The 21,647-nt window shown below is 42.1% G+C and carries 19 protein-coding genes, 1 tRNA gene and 3 rRNA genes; 19 read left to right on the top strand and 4 right to left on the bottom strand.

The features are described 5' to 3' along the window. Positions 1-206 precede the first annotated feature (206 nt). The 14 genes from HMPREF9124_RS00110 (at position 207) to HMPREF9124_RS00050 (ending at position 13,046) form a co-directional block, all read left to right on the top strand. A complete protein-coding gene (locus HMPREF9124_RS00110) occupies positions 207-794 on the top strand; it encodes a type IV toxin-antitoxin system AbiEi family antitoxin domain-containing protein (RefSeq protein WP_009429647.1) in 588 nt (195 codons plus the stop codon). Continuing rightward, entirely contained in the window at positions 791-1,687 is an 897-nt protein-coding gene (locus HMPREF9124_RS00105; RefSeq protein ID WP_009429127.1) for a nucleotidyl transferase AbiEii/AbiGii toxin family protein, read from the top strand. The genes HMPREF9124_RS00110 and HMPREF9124_RS00105 overlap by 4 nt, the downstream gene beginning before the upstream one ends. A 578-nt stretch (positions 1,688-2,265) precedes the next feature. Then, the gene (locus HMPREF9124_RS12065; RefSeq protein WP_009428034.1) at positions 2,266-2,949 is read left to right on the top strand and encodes a hypothetical protein; all 684 of its coding nucleotides are present in this window, start codon (positions 2,266-2,268) and stop codon (positions 2,947-2,949) included. A gap of 36 nt (positions 2,950-2,985) precedes the next feature. Continuing rightward, on the top strand, positions 2,986-3,345 hold the full coding sequence (locus tag HMPREF9124_RS12060) for a hypothetical protein (protein ID WP_242821529.1): 360 nt from the start codon (positions 2,986-2,988) through the stop codon (positions 3,343-3,345). 349 nt (positions 3,346-3,694) lie between these two features. Beyond that, positions 3,695-4,162, top strand: a complete 468-nt coding sequence (locus HMPREF9124_RS00095; protein ID WP_009428323.1) for a low molecular weight protein-tyrosine-phosphatase — start codon at positions 3,695-3,697, stop codon at positions 4,160-4,162. Between the two features lie 65 nt (positions 4,163-4,227). Continuing rightward, a complete protein-coding gene (locus HMPREF9124_RS00090) occupies positions 4,228-4,800 on the top strand; it encodes a cysteine hydrolase family protein (protein ID WP_009429341.1) in 573 nt (190 codons plus the stop codon). A 178-nt stretch (positions 4,801-4,978) separates the two neighbouring features. Next, entirely contained in the window at positions 4,979-6,106 is a 1,128-nt protein-coding gene (locus tag HMPREF9124_RS00085; protein WP_009429657.1) for an acyl-CoA dehydrogenase family protein, read from the top strand. A 124-nt stretch (positions 6,107-6,230) separates the two neighbouring features. Next, positions 6,231-7,055, top strand: a complete 825-nt coding sequence (locus HMPREF9124_RS00080; RefSeq protein ID WP_009427664.1) for a phosphate/phosphite/phosphonate ABC transporter substrate-binding protein — start codon at positions 6,231-6,233, stop codon at positions 7,053-7,055. After that, positions 7,048-8,226 carry a cobalamin-independent methionine synthase II family protein gene (locus tag HMPREF9124_RS00075; protein WP_009427812.1) on the top strand — a complete coding sequence of 393 codons (1,179 nt, stop codon included), beginning with the start codon at positions 7,048-7,050 and terminating at the stop codon, positions 8,224-8,226. Before HMPREF9124_RS00080 ends, HMPREF9124_RS00075 begins: the two co-directional genes overlap by 8 nt. Positions 8,227-8,236: 10 nt before the next feature. Next, the gene (locus HMPREF9124_RS00070; protein ID WP_009428484.1) at positions 8,237-8,707 is read left to right on the top strand and encodes a hypothetical protein; all 471 of its coding nucleotides are present in this window, start codon (positions 8,237-8,239) and stop codon (positions 8,705-8,707) included. A 215-nt stretch (positions 8,708-8,922) separates the two neighbouring features. Beyond that, positions 8,923-9,741, top strand: coding sequence for an amino acid ABC transporter substrate-binding protein (locus HMPREF9124_RS00065; RefSeq protein WP_036597466.1), 819 nt, complete (start codon positions 8,923-8,925; stop codon positions 9,739-9,741). Positions 9,742-9,817: 76 nt separating this feature from the next. Beyond that, on the top strand, positions 9,818-10,468 hold the full coding sequence (locus HMPREF9124_RS00060) for an amino acid ABC transporter permease (RefSeq protein ID WP_009428033.1): 651 nt from the start codon (positions 9,818-9,820) through the stop codon (positions 10,466-10,468). A gap of 95 nt (positions 10,469-10,563) precedes the next feature. After that, positions 10,564-11,346: an amino acid ABC transporter ATP-binding protein gene (locus HMPREF9124_RS00055; RefSeq protein WP_009428575.1), complete on the top strand. Its 783-nt coding sequence runs from the start codon at positions 10,564-10,566 to the stop codon at positions 11,344-11,346. A gap of 509 nt (positions 11,347-11,855) precedes the next feature. Next, positions 11,856-13,046 (top strand): AI-2E family transporter, encoded by a 1,191-nt coding sequence (locus HMPREF9124_RS00050; RefSeq protein WP_036597462.1) that lies wholly within the window; start codon positions 11,856-11,858, stop codon positions 13,044-13,046. Here the strand turns inward: HMPREF9124_RS00050 and HMPREF9124_RS00045 are convergent. The 4 genes from HMPREF9124_RS00045 to HMPREF9124_RS00030 all read right to left on the bottom strand — a co-directional run bounded on the left by HMPREF9124_RS00045 (position 13,012) and on the right by HMPREF9124_RS00030 (position 17,796). Then, positions 13,012-13,578, bottom strand: a complete 567-nt coding sequence (locus HMPREF9124_RS00045; protein ID WP_009427789.1) for a DJ-1 family glyoxalase III — start codon at positions 13,576-13,578, stop codon at positions 13,012-13,014. The two genes, HMPREF9124_RS00050 and HMPREF9124_RS00045, sit on opposite strands and share 35 nt — an antisense overlap. 140 nt (positions 13,579-13,718) lie before the next feature. Then, positions 13,719-15,038, bottom strand: coding sequence for a Gfo/Idh/MocA family oxidoreductase (locus HMPREF9124_RS00040; RefSeq protein WP_009429095.1), 1,320 nt, complete (start codon positions 15,036-15,038; stop codon positions 13,719-13,721). Between the two features lie 35 nt (positions 15,039-15,073). After that, positions 15,074-16,141, bottom strand: a complete 1,068-nt coding sequence (locus HMPREF9124_RS00035) for a pyridoxal phosphate-dependent aminotransferase (RefSeq protein ID WP_009429472.1) — start codon at positions 16,139-16,141, stop codon at positions 15,074-15,076. Continuing rightward, positions 16,129-17,796, bottom strand: a complete 1,668-nt coding sequence (locus tag HMPREF9124_RS00030) for a LicD family protein (RefSeq protein ID WP_009427979.1) — start codon at positions 17,794-17,796, stop codon at positions 16,129-16,131. Before HMPREF9124_RS00030 ends, HMPREF9124_RS00035 begins: the two co-directional genes overlap by 13 nt. A gap of 288 nt (positions 17,797-18,084) precedes the next feature. On the opposite strand from HMPREF9124_RS00030, the gene HMPREF9124_RS00025 reads away from it, so the two are divergent. The 5 genes from HMPREF9124_RS00025 to HMPREF9124_RS00005 form a co-directional block, all read left to right on the top strand. Further along, positions 18,085-18,636, top strand: a complete 552-nt coding sequence (locus tag HMPREF9124_RS00025) for an Ada metal-binding domain-containing protein (protein WP_009428642.1) — start codon at positions 18,085-18,087, stop codon at positions 18,634-18,636. A 373-nt stretch (positions 18,637-19,009) separates the two neighbouring features. Next, positions 19,010-20,532 (top strand): 16S ribosomal RNA (locus HMPREF9124_RS00020). Positions 20,533-20,606: 74 nt separating this feature from the next. Next, positions 20,607-20,724 (top strand): 5S ribosomal RNA (gene rrf, locus HMPREF9124_RS00015). 30 nt (positions 20,725-20,754) lie between these two features. After that, positions 20,755-20,827, top strand: a tRNA-Ala gene (locus tag HMPREF9124_RS00010). Positions 20,828-21,023: 196 nt separating this feature from the next. After that, positions 21,024-21,647 (top strand): 23S ribosomal RNA (locus tag HMPREF9124_RS00005); the annotation flags it as partial.

Raw genomic sequence — 21,647 nt, 5'->3', positions numbered from 1 at the left:
TAGCCGGATACAAAGATGAACATGAATGAACGTGATCTAAAAAATCATGGCATACGCTGTATATGTGAATACATTTCAAAGCTTATTGACACAAAAATATAAAAAGACTAATATCAATTTTAACAAAATGCGGCATAATATAGATTATGCCGCATTTTGTTAAAAAAAGAGATTTGTATGGATAATAGATGTAGAGGTGGGAGAGGATGAAAGAATACTCAAAAGTTTCCAATGAGCAATTGATTTTTTCTAATCAAGAACTAAAAGACAAAGGCTTGTCATATTACAAAATCAATCAGTTGGTTAAACAGGGGATTCTCATAAAACTAAATAAGAAATATTATGAAAATACGAATTTTGATGGAGAAGAGTCTGACTTCTATTATGCTTATGCGTATGTACCAAATGGCGTCATTTGTCTTCTGAGCGCCGCTGTTCATTATAACCTGTCTACTCATCGTCTGGAAGCCATAGATATAGCAATTCCAAGAAAAGCAAGGGTATCGACTCTTCCGGAATGGCCGGAATTAAAAATATACTATTTTACAGATGAACGTTTTTCTGTAGGTGCAGAAATCATAGAAGTTGGTAAAAATAAGTTTCGTATTTATGATGTAGAGAAAACGGTTGTGGATATTGTGTTTTATAGAGAAAAAATGGGTATTGAGGAAACAAAGGAAGTTCTTAGCAATTATCTTCATAGAAAAGATCGTAATTTGAATAAGCTGATTAGATATGCAGAAATGCTTAAGTGTGAGGATACTATAAACAAGTATCTGGAGGTGCTGATATGATAAGTGCAATATCTGTAAAAGACAGGTTAAAGAAGCAGGCTATTGAAGAAAAGAAGACTATGCAGGACAAAATTGTAATGTATGGCCTGGAAAGAACCATTTATAGATTGAGTATTTCAGAGTATGCGGAGCGATTTACTTTAAAGGGCGGAATTTTCTTATATGCATTATTCAATGGAGACTATACTCGTGCTACTACTGATATTGACCTTTTGGCACAATGCATTTCAAATGATATAGAAGAGATGAAAAAGGTATTTAAAGAAATCTTTTCTATAAAGTGTGATGACGCACTACGTTTTGATTTGAATACATTAGATGTAATCTACATCACTGAGTTTAAGGAGTATCATGGAGTCAAGGTTTCTATTCTAGGACATCTTGATAAAACTAAAGTGCCCATATCCATAGATATCGGTTTCGGAGATATAGTCTATCCCGAAAGAATGAAAATGGATTTTCCTGTACTGTTGGATATGGATATTCCTAAAGTGTATGCTTATTCCATTAATTCTGTAGTAGCAGAAAAATTTGAGGCATTTGTTTCTCTCGGGCTTGCCAATAGTAGATATAAGGACTTTTATGATATATATGTTTTGTCTGACAGATATAATTTTGACGGAAAAGAACTTACGAATGCGATAAAAGAGACTTTTAACCACCGTGGTACTTCGTTTGATGATATTGTTGCTTTTGAGGATGGATTCGCAGATGATGAAACAAGGCTGATGAGATGGAATTCATTTGTGAAAAAGAAAAAAGCCTTGATAAAACTTGGTTTTGAAGAAACAGTACAATTATTAAAAATATTACTGTTTCCTATTGTGGATGCTATAAAAAAGAATGAGTTATTTGAGCGAACTTGGAGTCACGAGAAAAAGATGTGGAAGTAATAGCATAAATTAGTTACACTTTGCACTAAGTTGCCTTATTTCTATAATATTTCAAAATAATGTGGTTTATGAGAAACCGCAGAAAACCTTGCAAAACACGGCAATCTACGGCATTTTAGGAGGGAAAACACTATGTTAAAAATCTGTTTCCTCTGCCATGGCAGGACATCCTAAGAAGATTTATACTATTGCTGAACTTGGCCGGATAAGGTCAAAATTTTGTGGGTGTGAAAGAAAAGAACTACTGTTTTACTACGAATCAGAAAAGAGGGAAGTGTGTTCTAGGGTTTGATTTATTTACCTTGACTTATCAGGTACAAATCCTAAGACTTTACAATATTTCATTAGGTATTCTGATATAGCGGTAACATTCAATGTTTATACGTACATCGGATTGGGTGATGCAGCGGAAGAAAGAAAACTGGAAGAAGTGGAAAATGCCTGTAGGAAATAGGAATAGTGGTAGGAGAAACCAGTAAGCCAGAAGATGTTCAAAGCAATTCGGAAAATTTCAAATGTAGCCTAAGTCAGAAATTGCTTTAGCGTGTTTGAGGTTATATAAAAAATGAGGTGAAATAATGTCGGATAAAATCAATTCAGTTAAAGAAAAATTGATTAATGATTATATAAATAAAATTGATACAGCAGTTGAAAATTACAATTCGGCAATAGAAACAGATGGGGAAATATTTGATCTTGTTTTTGAAATAGCAAATGTTTTTGAAAACGATGTTCCAAACTTATCAGGAAGCTTACTATTAAGGACAGGATCTGAATTAAGAGATGCCAGTACCACAAGAGCTATGTTGATCATGCATTTGGCTAATAGTGGTATAGAATATAAAGGAAAACGTGTCGAAGAAAATGTAAATGAAAAAAGATTTTGGAATTCATTTATTCATTGGTTTGAAACAGAGTTACCAAGTATGGAGTTGTTGAACACGAGATATTTACACTGGGATAATTGGGATGGGGGAACGTGGATTTTAGGATTGGATTATGATCATGAGTTTACCTTGTATAGAGGTACAGCTTATCCGGATTCATTGAGAAATAATACAGGTGATTTTTCGGAGATAAAGGCATTTATAGAAATGGCATATAAGTATTGGGTTATTAACTCCGGAGAGTGTCATTACAAATTCACCATAGAGGTTAATGATAGATTTAAAATATTCAAATTGCCATACCGATTACAAAGTGGAATTGTAATAAAGCAAGGGTATAAAACAACCTTCCCTATTGATAAAATTATCAATTAAAGGATGTTCGAACGGAAGATACAGTTTTCGGAGGATATGATTAGTAGTAAAGATTTGATGGAAAAGAAAAGTGCGCTAGATTTTATTATAGATGCACTTCAATATCTTATATCTACTCAAGGTGATAGCAGAAATGAACAGTATAGAACGCTGTCGTTGAGTGTAAACGATAATATGGATGGAAAAGTTTATGCTGTTGTAAAAAAGGAATTAGATGAGCTAATGAAATTTTCCAATGAATATTTTGATGTCAGGCATAATGATTATCTGAATGGTGCTAAGGAAAAAAGGGAGGCATTGAATGATTCGCAGTTTATAGAGTATTTATATAATCGTGCATATGCAATGTTGTATTTACTTAGATTAAAACATAAAGATATAAAAGAGCGTGAATAATATTTACAAATAATTGGAGATGAAGTATAGATGTAAAAGTACAATGAGCCGCAAATCTATATCGTCAACAATAATGAAATAACGGAAAGAACCATCTTATCGGGTCTTAGCTATTTCGAAGTGGATTTGATGTACACTATTTTATTAAAGAATTTATACGAGTCAAAATAGGAGTAGTCTGCACCCCCTAAATTAACTACCGACTGACTACTTTTAAAAGTTACACTTTGCACTAATTTGCCTTATTTTGCCCTATTTCTCTAATATTTCAAAATAATGTGGGTTATGAGAAACCGCAGAAAACCTTGCAAAACACGGCAATCCACGGCATTTTAGGAGGAAAAACACTATGTTAAAAATCTGTTTCGTCTGCCACGGTAATATCTGCCGCAGTCCCATGGCAGAATTTATCTTTAAAAAAATCTTGGAGGAAAACGGAAGAACCGAAGATTTTCTCGTAGTCTCCAAAGCGACTTCCACGGAAGAAATCTATCGCGGGCAGGGTAATCCCGTCTATCCTCCGGTTCGGGAGATTCTGGAAAGACTTGGAATAGACTGTAGTAGAAAAAGAGCCTGCCAATTACAAAAAGAAGACTACGAAAAATACGATTATTTTATCGGAATGGATGAGCGGAATCGGGAGAACATGAAACGCATTTTCGGAGGGGATTCGGAAGGAAAAGTTTCTCTTCTTGGGGATTACACGGATAGACCGCATCCTATTGCCGACCCCTGGTACAGCGGTGAATTCCAAGCCTGCTATGAAGATATTCTAGAGGGCTGTGAGGGACTTTTTGAAAAAATAAAAGTGGAGTAATATAGAAAAAGTAAAGCGCACTGAAATAGCATAATGGAAAAGCACAGCGGAGGAGGGGCATTCAAATGGAAAACTATCAAAATAATAATGAGAAGCAGGAGGAAAGTCGGCGCTATCTGATTGTGGTAGATATGCAAAAGGACTTTATTGACGGTTCTCTCGGTACGGAAGAGGCACAGGGGATTGTAGAAAAAGTTAAAGAGAAGATTCTTTCCTATCCGAAGGACAGGGTCTATGCCACGCTGGACACGCACGGAGAGGACTACTTATCCACGCAGGAGGGAAAAAGGCTGCCTGTGCCTCACTGTATCAAAGGGACAGAAGGCTGGGGACTGCATCCTATGCTTAAAGATCTTATTCTTCTGGATCATTTCTTTGAAAAAGGGAGCTTCGGAAGCCTTCGCTTAGCAGAATCTATGCGCGAACTTTTCAGGCAGCAGGATAATATAGAGGGGGCTTCTATAGAACTTGTCGGCTTATGCACGGATATTTGCGTGGTATCGAATGCCCTTTTGCTGAAGGCATTTCTTCCGGAGCTTCCTATTTCCGTGGACAGTAGCTGCTGCGCGGGTGTGACAAAAGAGAAGCATTTGGCGGCGCTGGAAACCCTGCGCTCTTGTCAGGTAGAGGTTCGTTAAAGGGAAAATATGTATGGTCAGTCACTTGATCCATTAGGGAAAATTATTGAAAGGAATAAATTATTTTACAGATAGAAAATCCAAATAGATATTACGATCTATAAGAATAAGCAAATATACAGGGAAAAAGGCCGGAGTTATAATCAATAAAGATAACTAATATCAAAATGGAGGTAGGATGATGTCAATTTATTGTGAGGCTAGAAATTTTGCAGAGAAATTCATTGATCCCTGTAGCAAAAAGGTAGATGAAGAAGGAGTATTTCCTGTAGAAGCGTTTGCGGAGATTAAAAAATCGGATTTTTTAACTCTGCTCATTCCTAAGGAGCAGGGAGGCTTAGGTTTAGGAATTCAAGAGCATGTAGAGGTTTGTCGAGCTTTTGCCAAAAGTGATGCGACAACAGGACTATGCTATATGATGCATAATGTGGCTTTGACAGTGGTTTTGTCTCGAGGAAGTGAAGAGATGAAGAAGAGAATTGTCAAAGAAGTGGTGGAAGAGAGAAAGCTTCTGGCTCTGGCATACAGTGAGCTGGGAACAGGAACCCATTTCTATATTTCCGATCTGAAGGCGGAAAATGATGGAGACAAGAAACTCCTGAGCGGTGTAAAAAGCATGGTTACCTCCGCAGAACAGGCTTCCTATTATCTGGTTTTAGCGCCATCTGATGTGGAAGGAGCTATTGATAACTGGTTAGTTCCGCTGGAGACTTCGGGCTTAAAGTTTGAACAGAATACCTGGCATGGTCTTGGCATGAGAGGAAATTCTTCTTGCCAGATGCACTTAAACAAGGCGGCTATTTCCGTAAGCAATAGAATCGGCGAGGAGGGTGCCGGACAGGAGCATGTGTTTAATGTTGTAGCACCTTACTTTATTGCAGGACTTGCAGGAGTATATTCCGGACTTGGTGAGCACATGTTAGAGGAAACCGTTGCGCATGCAAAAGAAAGAAAATACACTTCTGGAACTTCCCTGGCAGAAATCGAAACTGTTCAGATTCATCTGGCAAAGATGTACAATCTGGTAAATTCCTCCGTTTGCGCGGCAAAGGAAGCGACCAGAAGTGCTGCAGCAGGAGAAGAGGATGCTTTGGCAAAGATTTTGTCCGCTCGTATCATTGCCTGCGAAATGGTTATTGAAGCCGGAAGACTGGGCATGAGAGTCGGAGGCGGAAAGGCTTACAACAAGGCCGGCTGCATGGAAAGACTCCTAAGAGATGCTTATGCAGGACAGATTATGGCGCCCAGTGCAGACGTACTTACCGTTTGGCTCGGAAAAGCCATTACAGGCTTGCCCTTGGTATAAGCTTTAAGGATGAAGAAAGGGGGAGAGGAATTGTCTCTTCCTTTCTTTGATTATTCATAACAAGTGGCGCAGGCGAAGCCTGAGACATCTTGTTTGCGGGATGATATAAAGAAAAGAGGATAAAATGGAAAAGATAAAGTTAGGGGCAGTCATTTATGCGCCCAAGGTAACCGTTATTTGGGGAATCATTCAGGAGTTTTTCGAGAAGGAAAATTGCCCGATTGAGCCGGTTTTTTATAAGGATTATAAGAGTCAGGTGGACGGACTGATGAGCGGGGAAATCGATATTGCCTGGAACTCTCCTCTGGCCTGGCTGGACAGTTATTTACGGACTAAGGGAGAATGCTTAAACGGCTCCATGCGTGATACGGATCAGGATCGCAAGAGTTATCTTGTGGTAAGAAAGGACAAGGGATATCAGACTATTTCGGATATCAAGGGAAAGACCATTGGCTTCGGAGCCTATGATTCTCCTCAGGCGCGTTTAATTCCCATATATCATTTACATAAGAATGGGTTAGAGTTTGAAAAGGACTATACGGAAAAACGCTTTGATATCGGACTTGGCCTCCACGGAGATCATGTAGGAGGAGAGTTGGATGCTGCAAAGGCCATGCTTTCCGGTGAAGTAGACGGAAGCTGGATGCTGGATTTAAACTACAAGGCTTGGATTTTAGACGGAACCTTGGATGAAGCGCAGGTGCAGATTTTGTCCGAGACAGATTTCTTTGACCATTGCATTTTTACCGGAAGAGCGGATTTTTCCAAGGAAGCCTTTGCTCATTTTACAGAGGTACTGCATAAGATGGATTATAAGAATCCCGCCCATAAGGAAATGATGGACATGGAAGGGCTGAAGGCTTGGGTACCGGGAAGAACCAAGAATTTTGAGCAGATTAAGAAGGCCAATGAGTACCTGCATTTTTTGAGAAGGAGAATGCATGAGTAAGCATTTTCTCCCCTTTACCAGCTCCCTTATAGGGAGTATGCCAAGAACGAAGGAATTGCTTTCGGGAAAGCGTCGCCTGCAAAACGGACAGCTTTCCCGGGAGGACTATGAGCCCATGCTTCTTAGAGAAACGGAAGAAGTAATTCGTTTACAGGAAAGAAATGGAATAGATATTCTTACCGGAGGAGAGTTAAGCCGGGACAATTACGTTTCCTTTGTTGCGGAAAAGTTGGAAGGTGCCACCATGATGAGCATGGCGGATATGCTACCCTACATGGAAGATAAGCAGGGCTTTGAAGAAATTCTGGATACCCTGGATGTACCTGCAGTCAGTATCAAAAATGCCATTTGCACCGGGAAAATCAAAAGGAAGGAAAGCCTTTTAAAGGAAGAAATCCTTAGAATCCGACAGTTTTCCGATAAGGAGATTAAGGCGACTCTTCCCGGCCCTTACCTGATGACCCGTTCCATGTGGCTTCCGGCTCTTTCTTCCAAGGCTTATGACAGCAAAGAAGAGCTGGGAAAAGATGTAGTGGCTCTTTTAAAAGAAGAGATTGAAGAGCTTAGGCAAATGGGCGTATCGGTCATTCAGTTGGATGAGCCGGTGCTTACGGAGGTAGTCTTTAGCAAGGGAAAAACCAGATCCTTTATGTGTGCCGCCTTGTCGGAGAAGAAAGACCCTACAGAGGAGTTGGAGTTTGCCACTTCTTTATTGAAGGAAGTGGTGGATTTTATGAAGGAAAAGGAGCTTTGTAGCGTTCTTCATGTTTGCAGGGGCAACTGGAGTAAGAACGAGGGAATCCTTTTAAGCGGATCCTACACGCCGCTCGTACCTCTGTTTGCCAAGGTACTTCCTTCGGTTTTGGCTCTGGAATACTCCACCAAGAGAGCGGGAGACTTATCCTCTCTTTTGGAAAATGAATCGATTCGGGAGAATTGTATTTTGGGATTAGGTGTAATAAATCCGAGAATTGATTTGGTAGAATCCGGGGAAAGCATAGTACAACGGGCAGAAGAGGCTTTGCAATATTTGCCCAAGGAAAGAGTATGGTTGAATCCGGACTGCGGCTTTGCTACATTTGCCAATCGTCCTGTCAATGAATTTCCCTGTATTGAGGCGAAACTCAAAGAGTTACAAAGGGCTCAGGAATTTTTACGGAAAAAATATTAGGAGGAAGCTTGTGGAGAGCCATGAATATGAAATGCACCATCAAGACTTACGCTATAGAGGGATTGTAAGGCAGGATGGTCGTGTTCAGGTCTATATGCAAAACCATTGTATAGATTCTTCTAAAGAAATGGAATTTGACAGCAAAAAAGATACCGATACCTCCGTGAATCTTTTCTGCGCAGGCTTGCTCTCCGGAATTCTTCATGGCATTTGCAGTTTTATGAAGAAGGAAGGAAATCCTCTGGAGGATGTGGAAGCAAAGGCGAGGGTGGTTTTAGACCACCCTCTATCCTACTTAGGGGTAAAGGGATATGAAGAAACCCCTAGAATCTCTAAAATTACCATAGACCTGTATTTCTATAGCTTTTTGGAAGAGGAAGAGGCGATAGAACGGTGTCGGGAAGCCTTGAAGAAGAATATTTTGTATCAAACAATTCTTCAGGCGATAGAGATAGAGCTTCGTTATCATGTTTCACTGTAATAAAATTTGAGGATAAAAATACGAGTAGAAGAGTAGAAAAGAGAACTTTTGGGATTTCGCTTGTGAATGAATTGCAAGCGAAATCCCGAAAGTTTTTTCTTGACAATAATACTTTAGCGTGCTAATGTGTTATCACACTAAACAGAAAAAATAGAAAATCAAATTCATGTTGGAAGGAAACAAAGCGGCAAAACAGTATTTAAGGGAGGAGTAGAATGGCTATGTGGGGAAAAGTGAGTGGAAAAGGAAAATGGACGCGCGTTTTGACACTGGGAGTCTTGGCTTTAACGACTTTGGCCCTGACCGCCTGCGGCGGAAAAAAGGCGGAACAGGCGAGCAGTTTTACGGTAGGTTTCGACCAGGAGTTTCCGCCCATGGGATTTGTGGCGGAGGACGGAAGTTACACCGGCTATGACTTGGAGCTTGCGGAGGAGGTGGCGAAGCGCCTGAACCTAAAGTTTGTGGCGAAACCGATTAACTGGGACGGAAAGGATCTGGAGCTGAACTCCGGAAATATTGACTGCATCTGGAACGGCTTCAGCATGAACGGCAGAGAAGAGAACTATACTTTTGTCGGTCCTTACATGGCAAACAAGCAGGTCTTTGTGGTAAAAGCGGACAGCAATATCAGCACCCTTTCCGACTTGGCCGGAAAAACGGTTGAGGTGCAGAAGGATTCTTCGGGTTTAGAGGCTTTAAGCCGTGAGGAAAATAAGAGCTTGAAGGACAGCTTTTCCTCTTTAGTAGAGGTGGGAGACTACCAAAGCGCCATGATGGATTTGGAAACCGGCGCCTGCGATGCCATTTGCATGGATTCCGTAGTGGCGGAGTATCAGATTAAAACGGCGAATAAGCCTTTTGTCTTGTTAAAGGACACCCTTTCCGCTGAGGAGTACGGAATCGGCTTTAAGAAAGGCAATACGGAGCTTGCAGAAAAAGTAAAGAAGACGCTTTTGGAAATGAAGGCGGACGGAACCGTAGATAAAATCACGGAGAAATGGTTCGGCTCAAAGGACAGCTTTGTTTTGGAGTAAAAAGATGAGGTTTCAGACTTTGCGCGGTAATATAGGAAGACGATAGAGAGACAATAAGGTAACAGGGGGATGCGAAATGGAGTGGTATGTGATTTTATCTAAACTTTTAGGAGGACTCGGCGTGAGCCTGAGCATCTTCCTGATTACGCTTCTCTTTTCTCTTCCGCTCGGGCTTCTCCTTTCTTTCGGCAGAATGAGCCGGAATCCGATTTTACAAAATGCTACCAAGGTTTATATTTCCATCATGCGCGGAACACCGCTTATGCTTCAGCTTTTTGTGGTGTACTACGGCCCCTATTACATTTTCAAAATCCAGCTCCACCCGGGCTACCGTATGATGGCGGTCTATATCGGTTTTGTTCTAAACTATGCAGGTTATTTTGCGGAGATTTACCGCTCCGGAATCCAGGCAATGGACAAGGGGCAGCTGGAGGCGGCCGAAATCCTCGGCTATAGCAAGACGCAGGCTTTCCTCCGCATTATTTTTCCGCAGGTATGGAAAAATATCTTACCCTCCATCACGAATGAGGTAATTACGCTCGTAAAGGATACTTCGCTGGCCTTTTCTATTTCGGTGATGGAAATGTTTACGACGGCGAAGGCGATTTCTTCTTCACAAAGCTCCATGCTGCCTCTCATTATGGCGGGAATCTTGTACTATATCTTTAACTTTATCGTGGCCTTCCTTATGGAACGCTTCGAGAAAAAAATGGACTATTACAGGTAGTCATAGGAAAAACTGCGAAAGTAAAAAAGTCATTGCGAGCCGGGATTTGGCAAGTGTTTTGGGAAACACCGCTCAGGAAAGAGGATAGGAGAACTATGGCCATTTTGGAAATGAAGGGAATAAAAAAGCGCTTTTCCGGGGAGGAAATCTTAAAAGGCATCGACCTCAGTTGCAAGGAGGGAGAGGTGCTCAGTATTATCGGACCGTCCGGTTCCGGAAAATCCACCCTGCTTCGCATTGCGACTTTTTTGGAAAATGCGGATTCCGGAACAATTATCTATGACGGAAAGACGGTTTTCCAAAGAGAAGCACAGCCTGAGTCGCTTCGGAAAGTGGGAGATTCTATAGGCTGGGATACAGCAAACAGGCAGCAGGCTAAAGCGCTTTTCGGTTTGGTGTTCCAAAACTTTAATCTTTTTCCGCATTGGACGGTTTTGGAAAATATCATCGATCCCCTCATTCATGTGCAAAAGAAGGAGAAGTCCTTTGCAGTAGAGAAGGGGAGAGCTTTACTGGAGAGGATGGGACTTTCCGATAAGGAAGGACAATATCCCTGTTCACTTTCAGGAGGACAGAAGCAGAGGGTAGCGATTGCCAGAGCACTCGCCCTGGAACCGAAGATTCTCTTTTTCGATGAGCCGACCTCGGCACTTGACCCGGAGCTTACCGGAGAGGTTCTCCGCCTGATTCGGTCTTTAAAGGACGAACGCATGGCTATGGTGATCGTGACCCATGAAATGAACTTTGCCAGGGAGATTTCGGATGAAGTGCTATTCATGGCAGAGGGAGAAGTCCTTTGCCGAGGCAGCTCGGAAGCGGTATTCACGGCGGAAAATGAGCGTCTGCAGAGCTTTTTGGGGAAAATTCAAATGAGCTGATTAAGCGCAATGTGGGACAATAATAACTCTTTATGCCAAGGAATGGCTCTTCCGGTGGGAGAAAGTATTAAAAAATAGCGTAAAAAACAAAGAATAAGTTCCAAAAAAATACAAAGTAAGAAAAGCGTAACTTTTTATTTATCTTTCTCGAAAAATCGAGGAAAACAGAAGATAAAAAAGAGCTTGGCAATGTGTAAAAGTGTAATTCTTGTGGATAAGTCAAAGATTTTTTTCTGATTCCGGAAAAATTTTACCGACTTATCCACATTTTTCTTATAAAAAAGAAAAATAGACCCTATTCAGAAAGTTAAAAATTAAGAATTCAACATTGTTTTTCAGACATATACCTATTTGCAGGGGAATCGGCTCCGATATACCATCTTGCAAGCTTGATTTCCAATCTGTTTTATCTTCTTCAAATTCATTTTTGATGCTAGAATGGTAACAGATAATTGGAAGTTTGTCTTTTTGGGGTCGAAGACGGTGAAATCGTAGCAGGGGAAAATGAAATGAACTGGAAAAATCTATGGAATAGGAAGTATGCATTACTTGTTCTTTATATTTTACTTGCAGCATTTTTGTATCATATCGGCATTCAGATTTTAGATCATTTTTCGGGCGTGGGAGAAAATCTGCAAAATATGTTTTCCTGGTTGCCTCAGGTCATGTCGCCTTTATTTTTCGGATTTGCCCTGGCATATTTACTGAGTCCGCTTTGTCGCTTTTTCGAGAGAATACTGGAGAAAAATAAGTTTTTAGCGAAAAAGCAGGCAATGGCCCGCAATCTCTCTATTTTTTTGAGTTTCTCTTTGCTGCTTATCGGCATTGTCATTTTGGCGTCCCTTCTTCTTTCTACTGTAAGCAAAAGCATTCAACTTGTACGCTTTGATGACTTATTTCAGGGCATTATTGACTTTGCGACAACGGTGGAAAAGTTTTATTCCGATCTATACAGCAGACTGGATAATCTTCCGATAGGGGAAGAAGATGCCAAGGAAGCCATACAACTTTTTCTGCAGAAGGTCGTATCCTTTTTCCAAAATATGGGAAACGGTGCACTTTCTTCTTTGGGAAATTTTGGGGGAGTCTTGAGTACTTTGCTGTTTGGAATTATTTTCTCGCTCTATTTTCTTGCGGACGGAAGGAAGATTTTAAGTTATTGGGGAAGAGTATTTTCTTTGCTTTTCGGGAAGGAGAGAGTGGAGAAGTTGAGTCTCTTTTTCAAGGATGCCGACCGGGTTTTTGCCGGCTATCTCCGCGGGCAAATTATTGACGGATTTATCATGGCGATATTGGTCAGCATCACTTTAAGCCTTTTGGGCGTGCGCTATGCTCTGGTCATCGGGGTGCTCACGGGGTTTGGCAATCTGATTCCGTATATCGGTCCGTTTATTGCCTATAGTCTGACAATTTTAGTCTGTGTCCTCTATGGAGAATTTGCGAAACTTCCGCCTGCGATAATTGCTCTCTTTATCATTCAGACACTGGACGGAAATGTCATCAATCCGAGGCTTCTTTCCCATAACATTGATGTTCATCCGCTTGTCGTGATGATTTCCTTAATCATAGGAGGCAGCCTGGGAGGATTCCTGGGAATCTTCCTGGCTGCCCCTGTGGCCAGTCTTATTAAGCTGGAACTCGATAAATATATGGAAAGGAAAGCTGCTACAAAGTCTCCGGATGCTGAATGCCGGACTTGATTTTTGCAGCAACTTCCTTTCCCTTAAGACGGGCAAGCAGTGCAAGAGAAAAATCGACGGCAACACCCATTCCGCGTCCGGTAATGAACTGTTCCGTACTTTCTACCGCAGCACCGGTCCATTTTGCACCGTCTACGCCGTCTATGCCCTCCTGGAATCCGGGAAAGCAGGTGAAGGGAAGATCGTTCAAGAAGCCCAAATGACCGAAGATACTCGGCGCCGCGCAGATTGCGGCAAGAAGTTTTCCTTTTTCTTTATGCGCTTTTATTGCGGAAAGCAATTTTTGATTTTGCTCCAAATGTGTAACACCCGGCATTCCTCCGGGAAGAAAGAGGAGATCGGCTGTTTCAAAATCCGCTTCCTCTATCGTTTTATCGCAGACAACCGTGATTTTATGGGAACCGACGACAGTTTTATTTTCCGTGATGGAGATAAGCTCCACATCGACAGATCCTCTTCGTAAAATATCTACGACGGTGAGACACTCAATTTCTTCCGTACCTTCCGCAAAAAATGCAAAAACCTTCGCCATAAAAAGCCTCCTTTTTTCAGTTAGTATAGCTTGTACTATACAACTTTTCAGGAGGCTTTAGAAGATTTCTGTAGAGGTGTTTCGTTAAAAGCAAGACATTAAAAGCAAAGGAGCGTTGCAAAATGAAGATAGCTCTTTCTTTAAAAGGAAAGCTTTCTTAAATTTTGTCCGCTGTAGAAGCTCTCTATTACGGAACTTATTTTTTCGGATACTTCCGTACGGATATAGGGAGATTTTATACCTTCCATAATCGCCTTGGAGAAGGCCAGTAATTGAAGGCGAATTCCCTCTCCTTCCAAGGGATAGAAGTATCTCCGGTTTTCATTGGGGTCTTCAAAACGAAGCTCAAAATAATCGGTCTTCCACCACGGAGCGGGCACGTAGATATAGCCTTCCGTACCGGAGATGATGAGTTCCCCTTCGGACTTTACGCCGCGCCCCACCTTGATAGAGGCGGTTGCATTTTGAAAGAAAAAGTCAATTTTTGTGAAGCTGTCGTATTTCAGCGTCTCATTTTCAAATAAAGAGTACATCTGCGTTTCATAAGGGCCTTGTAACAACTGAAAAATGGGAAGCATGGCTGTCGGACCCCAGGCACAGATACTGTTCCAGGCGGTTTCCAAATTCTTATTATTAAAATTCTGCAAGCTGGTACAGGTAGCGTCAACGGATACCACTTTGCCGATTTTCCCTGTTTTTACCAGAAGAATCAGGCGATTATAGGCATTGGAATAAGCGGTTTTGATGGCTTCCATCAGAATCAGGTTTTTCTTCTCTGCCAGAGCAAAAAGTTCTTTGGTTTCTTCGAGCGTTAAGGCAATCGGAGATTCACAGAGCACATGCTTTCCTCTTTCCAAGGCATGCTTAATCTCCCGATAATGCTTTGTGGGATGGGAGAGAATATAGACACAGTCACAATCCTCCAAGAAATCGTCATAATCCTGCAGGGTGACATCCGTACTCTTACTGGAATTAAAAAGAGTGGTGACGGTAATGCCGTTTACAAAACTGCTTTCCTGAAAATATTTATTCAGAACATTTTCCTCGAAACCTCCCAGAAGTCCTAAATTCAGCTTTCTGTCTTCTGCACGAAGCTCACTGCTGGAGATGCCGGTGGTTCGCGGCAAATAAATCACGGTACAATATTCTTTCAGGTAGTCAAAATAGCCTTCCCAATCGGAACCGACGGTAAAAATAGATACACCGTATTTCTGAATATCGTCAATCTTTTGCCCCTCGTATTCTTCTACGATGATTTCATCCGCTAAGCCCGTTTTTTTAATTCCCTCAATTCGTTCAGTAAGGGATTGCTTTACGTTGATTTTTCCTCTGCTGCGATCAAAGTCATCGGAGGTCACCCCTACAATGAGGTAATCTCCCAAAGCCTTTGCCCTTTCCAGTAAACGTATATGGCCTTCGTGCAATAAATCATAGGTGCCATAGGTAATCACTTTGATCATGAAAGTTTCTTCTCCTTTTTAAGACTTTGGCCGGTTTAAAGCGTCTTACTATCCAATTCCAACAGAGCCTTCATAAAGCGCTCCATATATTTCTTTTCGCCGATTGTTACACGAAGACAAGTCCCGAGTTTTCCGATAGCGGGATAGCTTTTGATCAGGATGCCGTAGTCTTCTTTCATTTTCTTGACTATTTCTTCTGCGTCTCTTCTCGGTTTGATAAATAGGAAGTTTCCGGCTTCTCCTTTATAAGGATAATGGTGTTCCTCCAAAGCTTGCAAAAGATAAGCTCGCCCTTCCTCAAAATGAGAAATCAAGTCGGAAAGAATCTTGGGATTTTCCAGAATTTCTTCCGCAAATTTCATGGCAAAGGCATTGGTGTTATGGGGGGTACAGAATTTTTGCACATACTGAATATCTTCGGGGTGTCCGGCTACATAACCGAGTCTGCAACCCGCGAGAGAAAACAACTTGGAAAAGGTACGGGTGACAAAGACCCTTCGTTCTGTTAAGGCATAGTGTATAAAAGTGTTCGGATAGAAGTAGTGATAGGCCTCGTCAATCAATACCGTAATCTCTTTCTCCTTGCAGGCTTTGAGAATCTCTTGAAACTCCTCTTCCGTGTAAACATTTCCCATGGGGTTATTCGGGTTTAAAAGAATTAAAAGCTCGGTTTCCTCTGTGAGATATTCCAAAATGCGAGAAACGGGCATTTCCAGGTCTTCAGTATAAGGGACGGGAACGAAATTCCTGCCATACATTTCCGCATAAACCTGGAACATGAAATAAGAAGGCACAACGCCGACAATCCTTCCGCCATTCGAAGTGAAGGCCTGGATAATGTAACGGATTCCTTCGGAAGAACCGTTTACCAGACAAAGATGACGAATATCCGTTTTCAGATACTTGGCCAGGACTTCCGTAAAATGCAGGGTTTCCGGATATTGGGCAACAAACTGCGGCGTAATATCACTCAGAACTTTCCGAATAAATTCTTCCGGAAGACCGCCCGGATTTTCGTTTAAATCCAGTCTGAGGTAGTCCTTTCTTTCGTTTTGATCAAAAATACGATGTAAATTTTGAATATTCGGATCTAAGTGGTACATATTTTTCTCCTTTTTAAATGTTCCCATATTGCATGAGAACCATAATGTTCTTCCTTCTCCGTCTTGTCAAACAAAGCACTTCCCAAAGGAAGAAGCTTTTCTTCCCAGTACCCCGCGTATTCTTTTCCGCATTCTTTCTCTAAGAGGCTTTGATAGAGCTTTGCAATAGCCTGAGATTGTAGAACTGTATAATCACAATGAACCAAAGCAGGCATCACCACGTAATTTTCCGCATTCACAATGGCTTTTCCGTCATCCTGATCTTCCAAATCAATCTCAGAACTGACAAACCAGGGCAGATAAATAAGTTGCTTTGTGCACTGCTTCAGATTTTTACTGAAAAATGTCGGCTCTACCATAAAGCTTAAGTTATATTCATCGTAAGGTTCATCCATGAAAATGACATCCGGGGAAAGCTCCTTTAAATCTAAACCTCTAAAATCCAGCAGGAAGGGACTGTCCGCACCCAGCTCATTTTCAAAAAGAGAATAATCCCATTGTGCGGGAGAGCAATTGCCGAGTCCATCTTTATAGAAGTAAGGGACAGGTAAGACAAAGCAGTCCACCGTCTTATCTTTACTTGCTTCTACAAATATTCCCCTCATAGCATCCCAACGGGAATGCAGGCTCGGTAGGAAAAAAATACGCGGTTTTCGGATGCCCGACCTGTCCTGCCGTTCCGGAGCGGACGATGTATTGATTCTCTTTTTTAAATCCTCTTCCTTTATAGCATACTGGTAAAAAAGCTTTCCGCCAATCCCCTTCGTGTACTCTGCTTCCATCTTTCGATAGACGGGATAATCATGATCTCCACCGCCTTTTTTTACGGTTTGATAATCATCATATTTTTCCGAAATGATTTTTTTATATTCTTTAGGTGCGGGAAGGGAGAGAAATTCAAAATCCAAATAGCACTCGTCTTGAAACCACTGTTCTTCAAAGATTCCCTTCCCCTGGCTTTGAAAGAGAATGAAATCCAGTAAGGAGGCGATTCTTTTCCCCTTATCCTGGTTAAACCTTTGGAAACACTCCTCTAAGAGCGAAAGAAGTGTTTCTCTATAATGGGGAGATTGCAAAAGCTTTACATGGCATGTTTTTTCCACCTTTCTTGCTTCTCGCTCCAAAACAGCTCGGTTTTCTCCTTCAAGAGAAGGGAAGGATGCCAAGATACATAAGGATTTCAGAAGTTCCATTCTCTTTCTTTCTTTTTCTTCATCGTCGGAAAGATAATCATAAGGGAAAATATCCACGCCTGCGCCATAAAGATAATTATGGTATTTTCCAAGCGCATCGGAGGAAATCAGCATCCTATTGTGCTGTACGGAACTGATTAATTCACAATTGTTGTTCCCTTTTTGTATAGAACGGAAGCTCAGTTCTTCCGGAAGCTCTGCTTCTGCCACTTCTGCAAAAATTTCATAATCTTTTCGCATCATCATGATGTCGATGTCATCATCCCAGGGGATGAAGCCCTTGTGGCGGATAGCCCCTAAGAGATTTCCGTAGTCAATAAAATAGCGAAGCTTGTGCTTTTCGCAAATCTTATCTATTTCCACTAAAATTTCCAGCTCCGCCGCCCATGCCCTCTTCATCATGGCAGGAATATAGAAACCCTCTCTGACTTCATCCAAAAAAAACTCTTTTGGAAATTCCATGTCAAATACTCCTTTTTTCTTCCCTAAGTTATGTACGTTGCACGAAATGCATTGCATGTTTCCTATTATATATAAATATATATTTCGGTAAAAAGAATTCCTTCATAATTTCAGTATAAACCGTAGAAGACATATTTTGTGAGTAAAAAGTATTTTTAATAAAAATAGCAATTCAAAGTATACAAAGTATATATTAAAAATTAATACTTGTTGCAATGTACAGGACTATTGCGATAAAATCACAGTAGTTAATCTTGAACGTGAATCAGTTGAAATGGAGGAAGAAAAATGAAAAAAATGCTTTCTGTCTTATTATCCTGTTTTGTGCTTTTATTTCCTATCTGCAGTCAGGCTTCCGGTTGGCAAGGCAATGCGGAACAAGGTTGGTGGTACGGAACCAACGAAGAGAACAGTACATGGTATCAAGGCGGATGGTACTGGATAGACGGGAATAACGACGGCATCGCAGAATGCTATTATTTTACAGACAGCGGCTATCTGGTAGTTGGCGGAAAAACACCGGACGGATCTCTTGTTAACTCTTCCGGGGCTTGGATTGTAAATGATGTTGTGCAGACAAAGTCGGTGGAGCTTGAAAACAAGACAACATCCCGGAATAATACGCAAGCGCAAAAAAATACCGAAAGCAATACGAACGAAGAAACCAAAGTAACGAATCCTACAGAGTACAGTTATATTGGAAATAAAAATACACACAAGTTTCATAAGCCCTCTTGCAGGAGCGTAAAACAAATGAAGGAATCCAATAAGGTGGCTATTGTCAGCAGGGAAGATGCTGTACGAAAAGGCTATCAGCCCTGTGCAATTTGCAACCCCTGAATGAGCTGAAGGAAAAACCGTATTTTGCTTCATTCCGGATTAAAACTCTAAATATAGATAAGGCAGAATCAACATCTTGTAGCTATCAAAATAAGCAAGATTTTTTTCAAAAATAATCCCTTTTTCTTGTTGACAAGGAAGAATACGGGTGCTAAGATACACAAGCTGTCGCTCCAAACGAGAGATGGCAAGTACCTTGAAAATCAAAGATCGAATAATACACAGACCCTGAAGATTCTAAAGAATTTTCAGTAATGTTTCAAACGAAACTTACACGAACGGTTTAATAAACCAAAAAAGTAAAGCAAGGAAAAACAAAAGCTAAGCTAAGTTTTGACTGGAGAAAGAACTTAAAGAGAGTAATCTCTTAACTTATTATGAGAGTTCGATCCTGGCTCAGGATGAACGCTGGCGGCGTGCCTAACACATGCAAGTCGAACGAGATGCGTATTGGAAAGCTTCGGCCGGAAGATGCGTTATCTAGTGGCGGACGGGTGAGTAACACGTGGGTAACCTGCCTTATGGAGGGGGATAACAGAGAGAAATCACTGCTAATACCGCATAAGCACACATTGCCGCATGGCAGAGTGTGAAAAGATTTATCGCCATAAGATGGACCCGCGTCTGATTAGCCAGTTGGCAGGGTAAAAGCCTACCAAAGCAACGATCAGTAGCCGATCTGAGAGGATGACCGGCCACATTGGGACTGAGACACGGCCCAAACTCCTACGGGAGGCAGCAGTGGGGAATATTGCACAATGGGGGAAACCCTGATGCAGCGACGCCGCGTGAGTGAAGAAGTATTTCGGTATGTAAAGCTCTATCAGCAGGGAAGATAATGACAGTACCTGACTAAGAAGCCCCGGCTAACTACGTGCCAGCAGCCGCGGTAATACGTAGGGGGCAAGCGTTATCCGGATTTACTGGGTGTAAAGGGAGCGTAGACGGAATGGCAAGTCTGAAGTGAAAACCCCGGGCTCAACCTGGGGACTGCTTTGGAAACTGTTGTTCTAGAGTGTTGGAGAGGTAAGTGGAATTCTTGGTGTAGCGGTGAAATGCGTAGATATCAGGAAGAACACCGGAGGCGAAGGCGGCTTACTGGACAATAACTGACGTTGAGGCTCGAAAGCGTGGGGATCAAACAGGATTAGATACCCTGGTAGTCCACGCTGTAAACGATGAATACTAGGTGTCGGGGAGCAAAGCTTCTCGGTGCCGTCGCTAACGCAATAAGTATTCCACCTGGGGAGTACGTTCGCAAGAATGAAACTCAAAGGAATTGACGGGGACCCGCACAAGCGGTGGAGCATGTGGTTTAATTCGAAGCAACGCGAAGAACCTTACCAAGTCTTGAGATCCCATTGACAGAGTGTGTAATGCATTTTCCCTTCGGGGCAATGGTGACAGGTGGTGCATGGTTGTCGTCAGCTCGTGTCGTGAGATGTTGGGTTAAGTCCCGCAACGAGCGCAACCCCTATAGTTAGTAGCCAGCAGTAAGATGGGCACTCTAACTAGACTGCCAGGGATAACCTGGAGGAAGGCGGGGATGACGTCAAATCATCATGCCCCTTATGACTTGGGCTACACACGTGCTACAATGGCGTAAACAAAGGGAAGCAAGAGGGTGACCTTAAGCAAATCTCAAAAATAACGTCTCAGTTCGGACTGTAGTCTGCAACCCGACTACACGAAGCTGGAATCGCTAGTAATCGCAGATCAGCATGCTGCGGTGAATACGTTCCCGGGTCTTGTACACACCGCCCGTCACACCATGGGAGTTGGTAATGCCCGAAGTCAGTGTCCCAAGAGAGGGAGCTGCCGAAGGCAGGACTGATGACTGGGGTGAAGTCGTAACAAGGTAGCCGTATCGGAAGGTGCGGCTGGATCACCTCCTTTCTAAGGATAAAGTAGGGGTTTGTGTGTTATTCGATCGTTGGTTGAAAGGTAAAAATTAAATATGTTAAATTTTGTTTGGTGCTGATGCGTTTAGGGGAAACACCCGTTCCCATCCCGAACACGACGGTTAAGACTTAAGCGGCCGAAAATACTTTGCTGGTAACGGCACGGGAAGATAGGTGGGTGCCAAACATTTTTTTGAAAATCAAAAGCGAAAGCTTTGGGGGTATAGCTCAGTTGGGAGAGCACCTGCCTTGCAAGCAGGGGGTCAAGGGTTCGAATCCCTTTATCTCCATTCGCAGTGAAAGCTGCGATGTACATTGATAAGTGAATATCCGAAAGAAATAATTATTCTAGTAAATAGAGTAAGACATCCGAGGGTACAAGGTAAAACTTGTACAAACAATCGAGAGTAAGAAGAGAAATCTTCTTCACAATCAGAAAAGAGATACACGCTAGTATCTCGACACTTGAGCGATCAAGTGGAGAATTGGTTAAGCAATAAGAGCATAGGGTGAATGCCTAGGCACTGAGAGCCGAAGAAAGACGTGATAAGCTGCGAAAAGCTGCGGGGATTGGCAAATACGAGTTGATCCGCAGATATCTGAATGGGGAAACCCACTAGAGGAGACCTCTAGTACCGTACAGCCAATACATAACTGTGCGGAGGGAACCCGCTGAACTGAAACATCTAAGTAGGCGGAGGAAGAGAAAACAACCGTGATTCCGAAAGTAGTGGCGAGCGAAATCGGAAGAGCCCAAACCGAGGTGCGTGCACTTCGGGGTTTGGACTGCATAAAGATCTGTAAGTGAGTGGAAGCCGATGGAAATAGGCGCCATAGAGGGTGAAAGCCCCTTACACGAAGCGTAAAGGATCAAGCAGTATCCAGAGTACTGTCAGACACGTGGAACCTGGCAGGAAGACGGGGGGACCACCCCCCAAGGCTAAATACTACTCAGTGACCGATAGCGATTAGTACTGTGAAGGAAAGGTGAAAAGGACCCCGGGAGGGGAGTGAAAGAGAACCTGAAACCCTGTGTTTACAAACTGTGGAACAGCGCAAGCTGAACCGCGTACTTTTTGTAGAACGGTCCGGCGAGTTATAGTTACTGGC

Source organism: Oribacterium sp. oral taxon 108 str. F0425 (genome assembly GCF_000214455.1).
GTDB classification, from domain to species: domain Bacteria; phylum Bacillota; class Clostridia; order Lachnospirales; family Lachnospiraceae; genus Oribacterium; species Oribacterium asaccharolyticum.
This window is presented reverse-complemented; position numbering and strand designations above follow the sequence as displayed.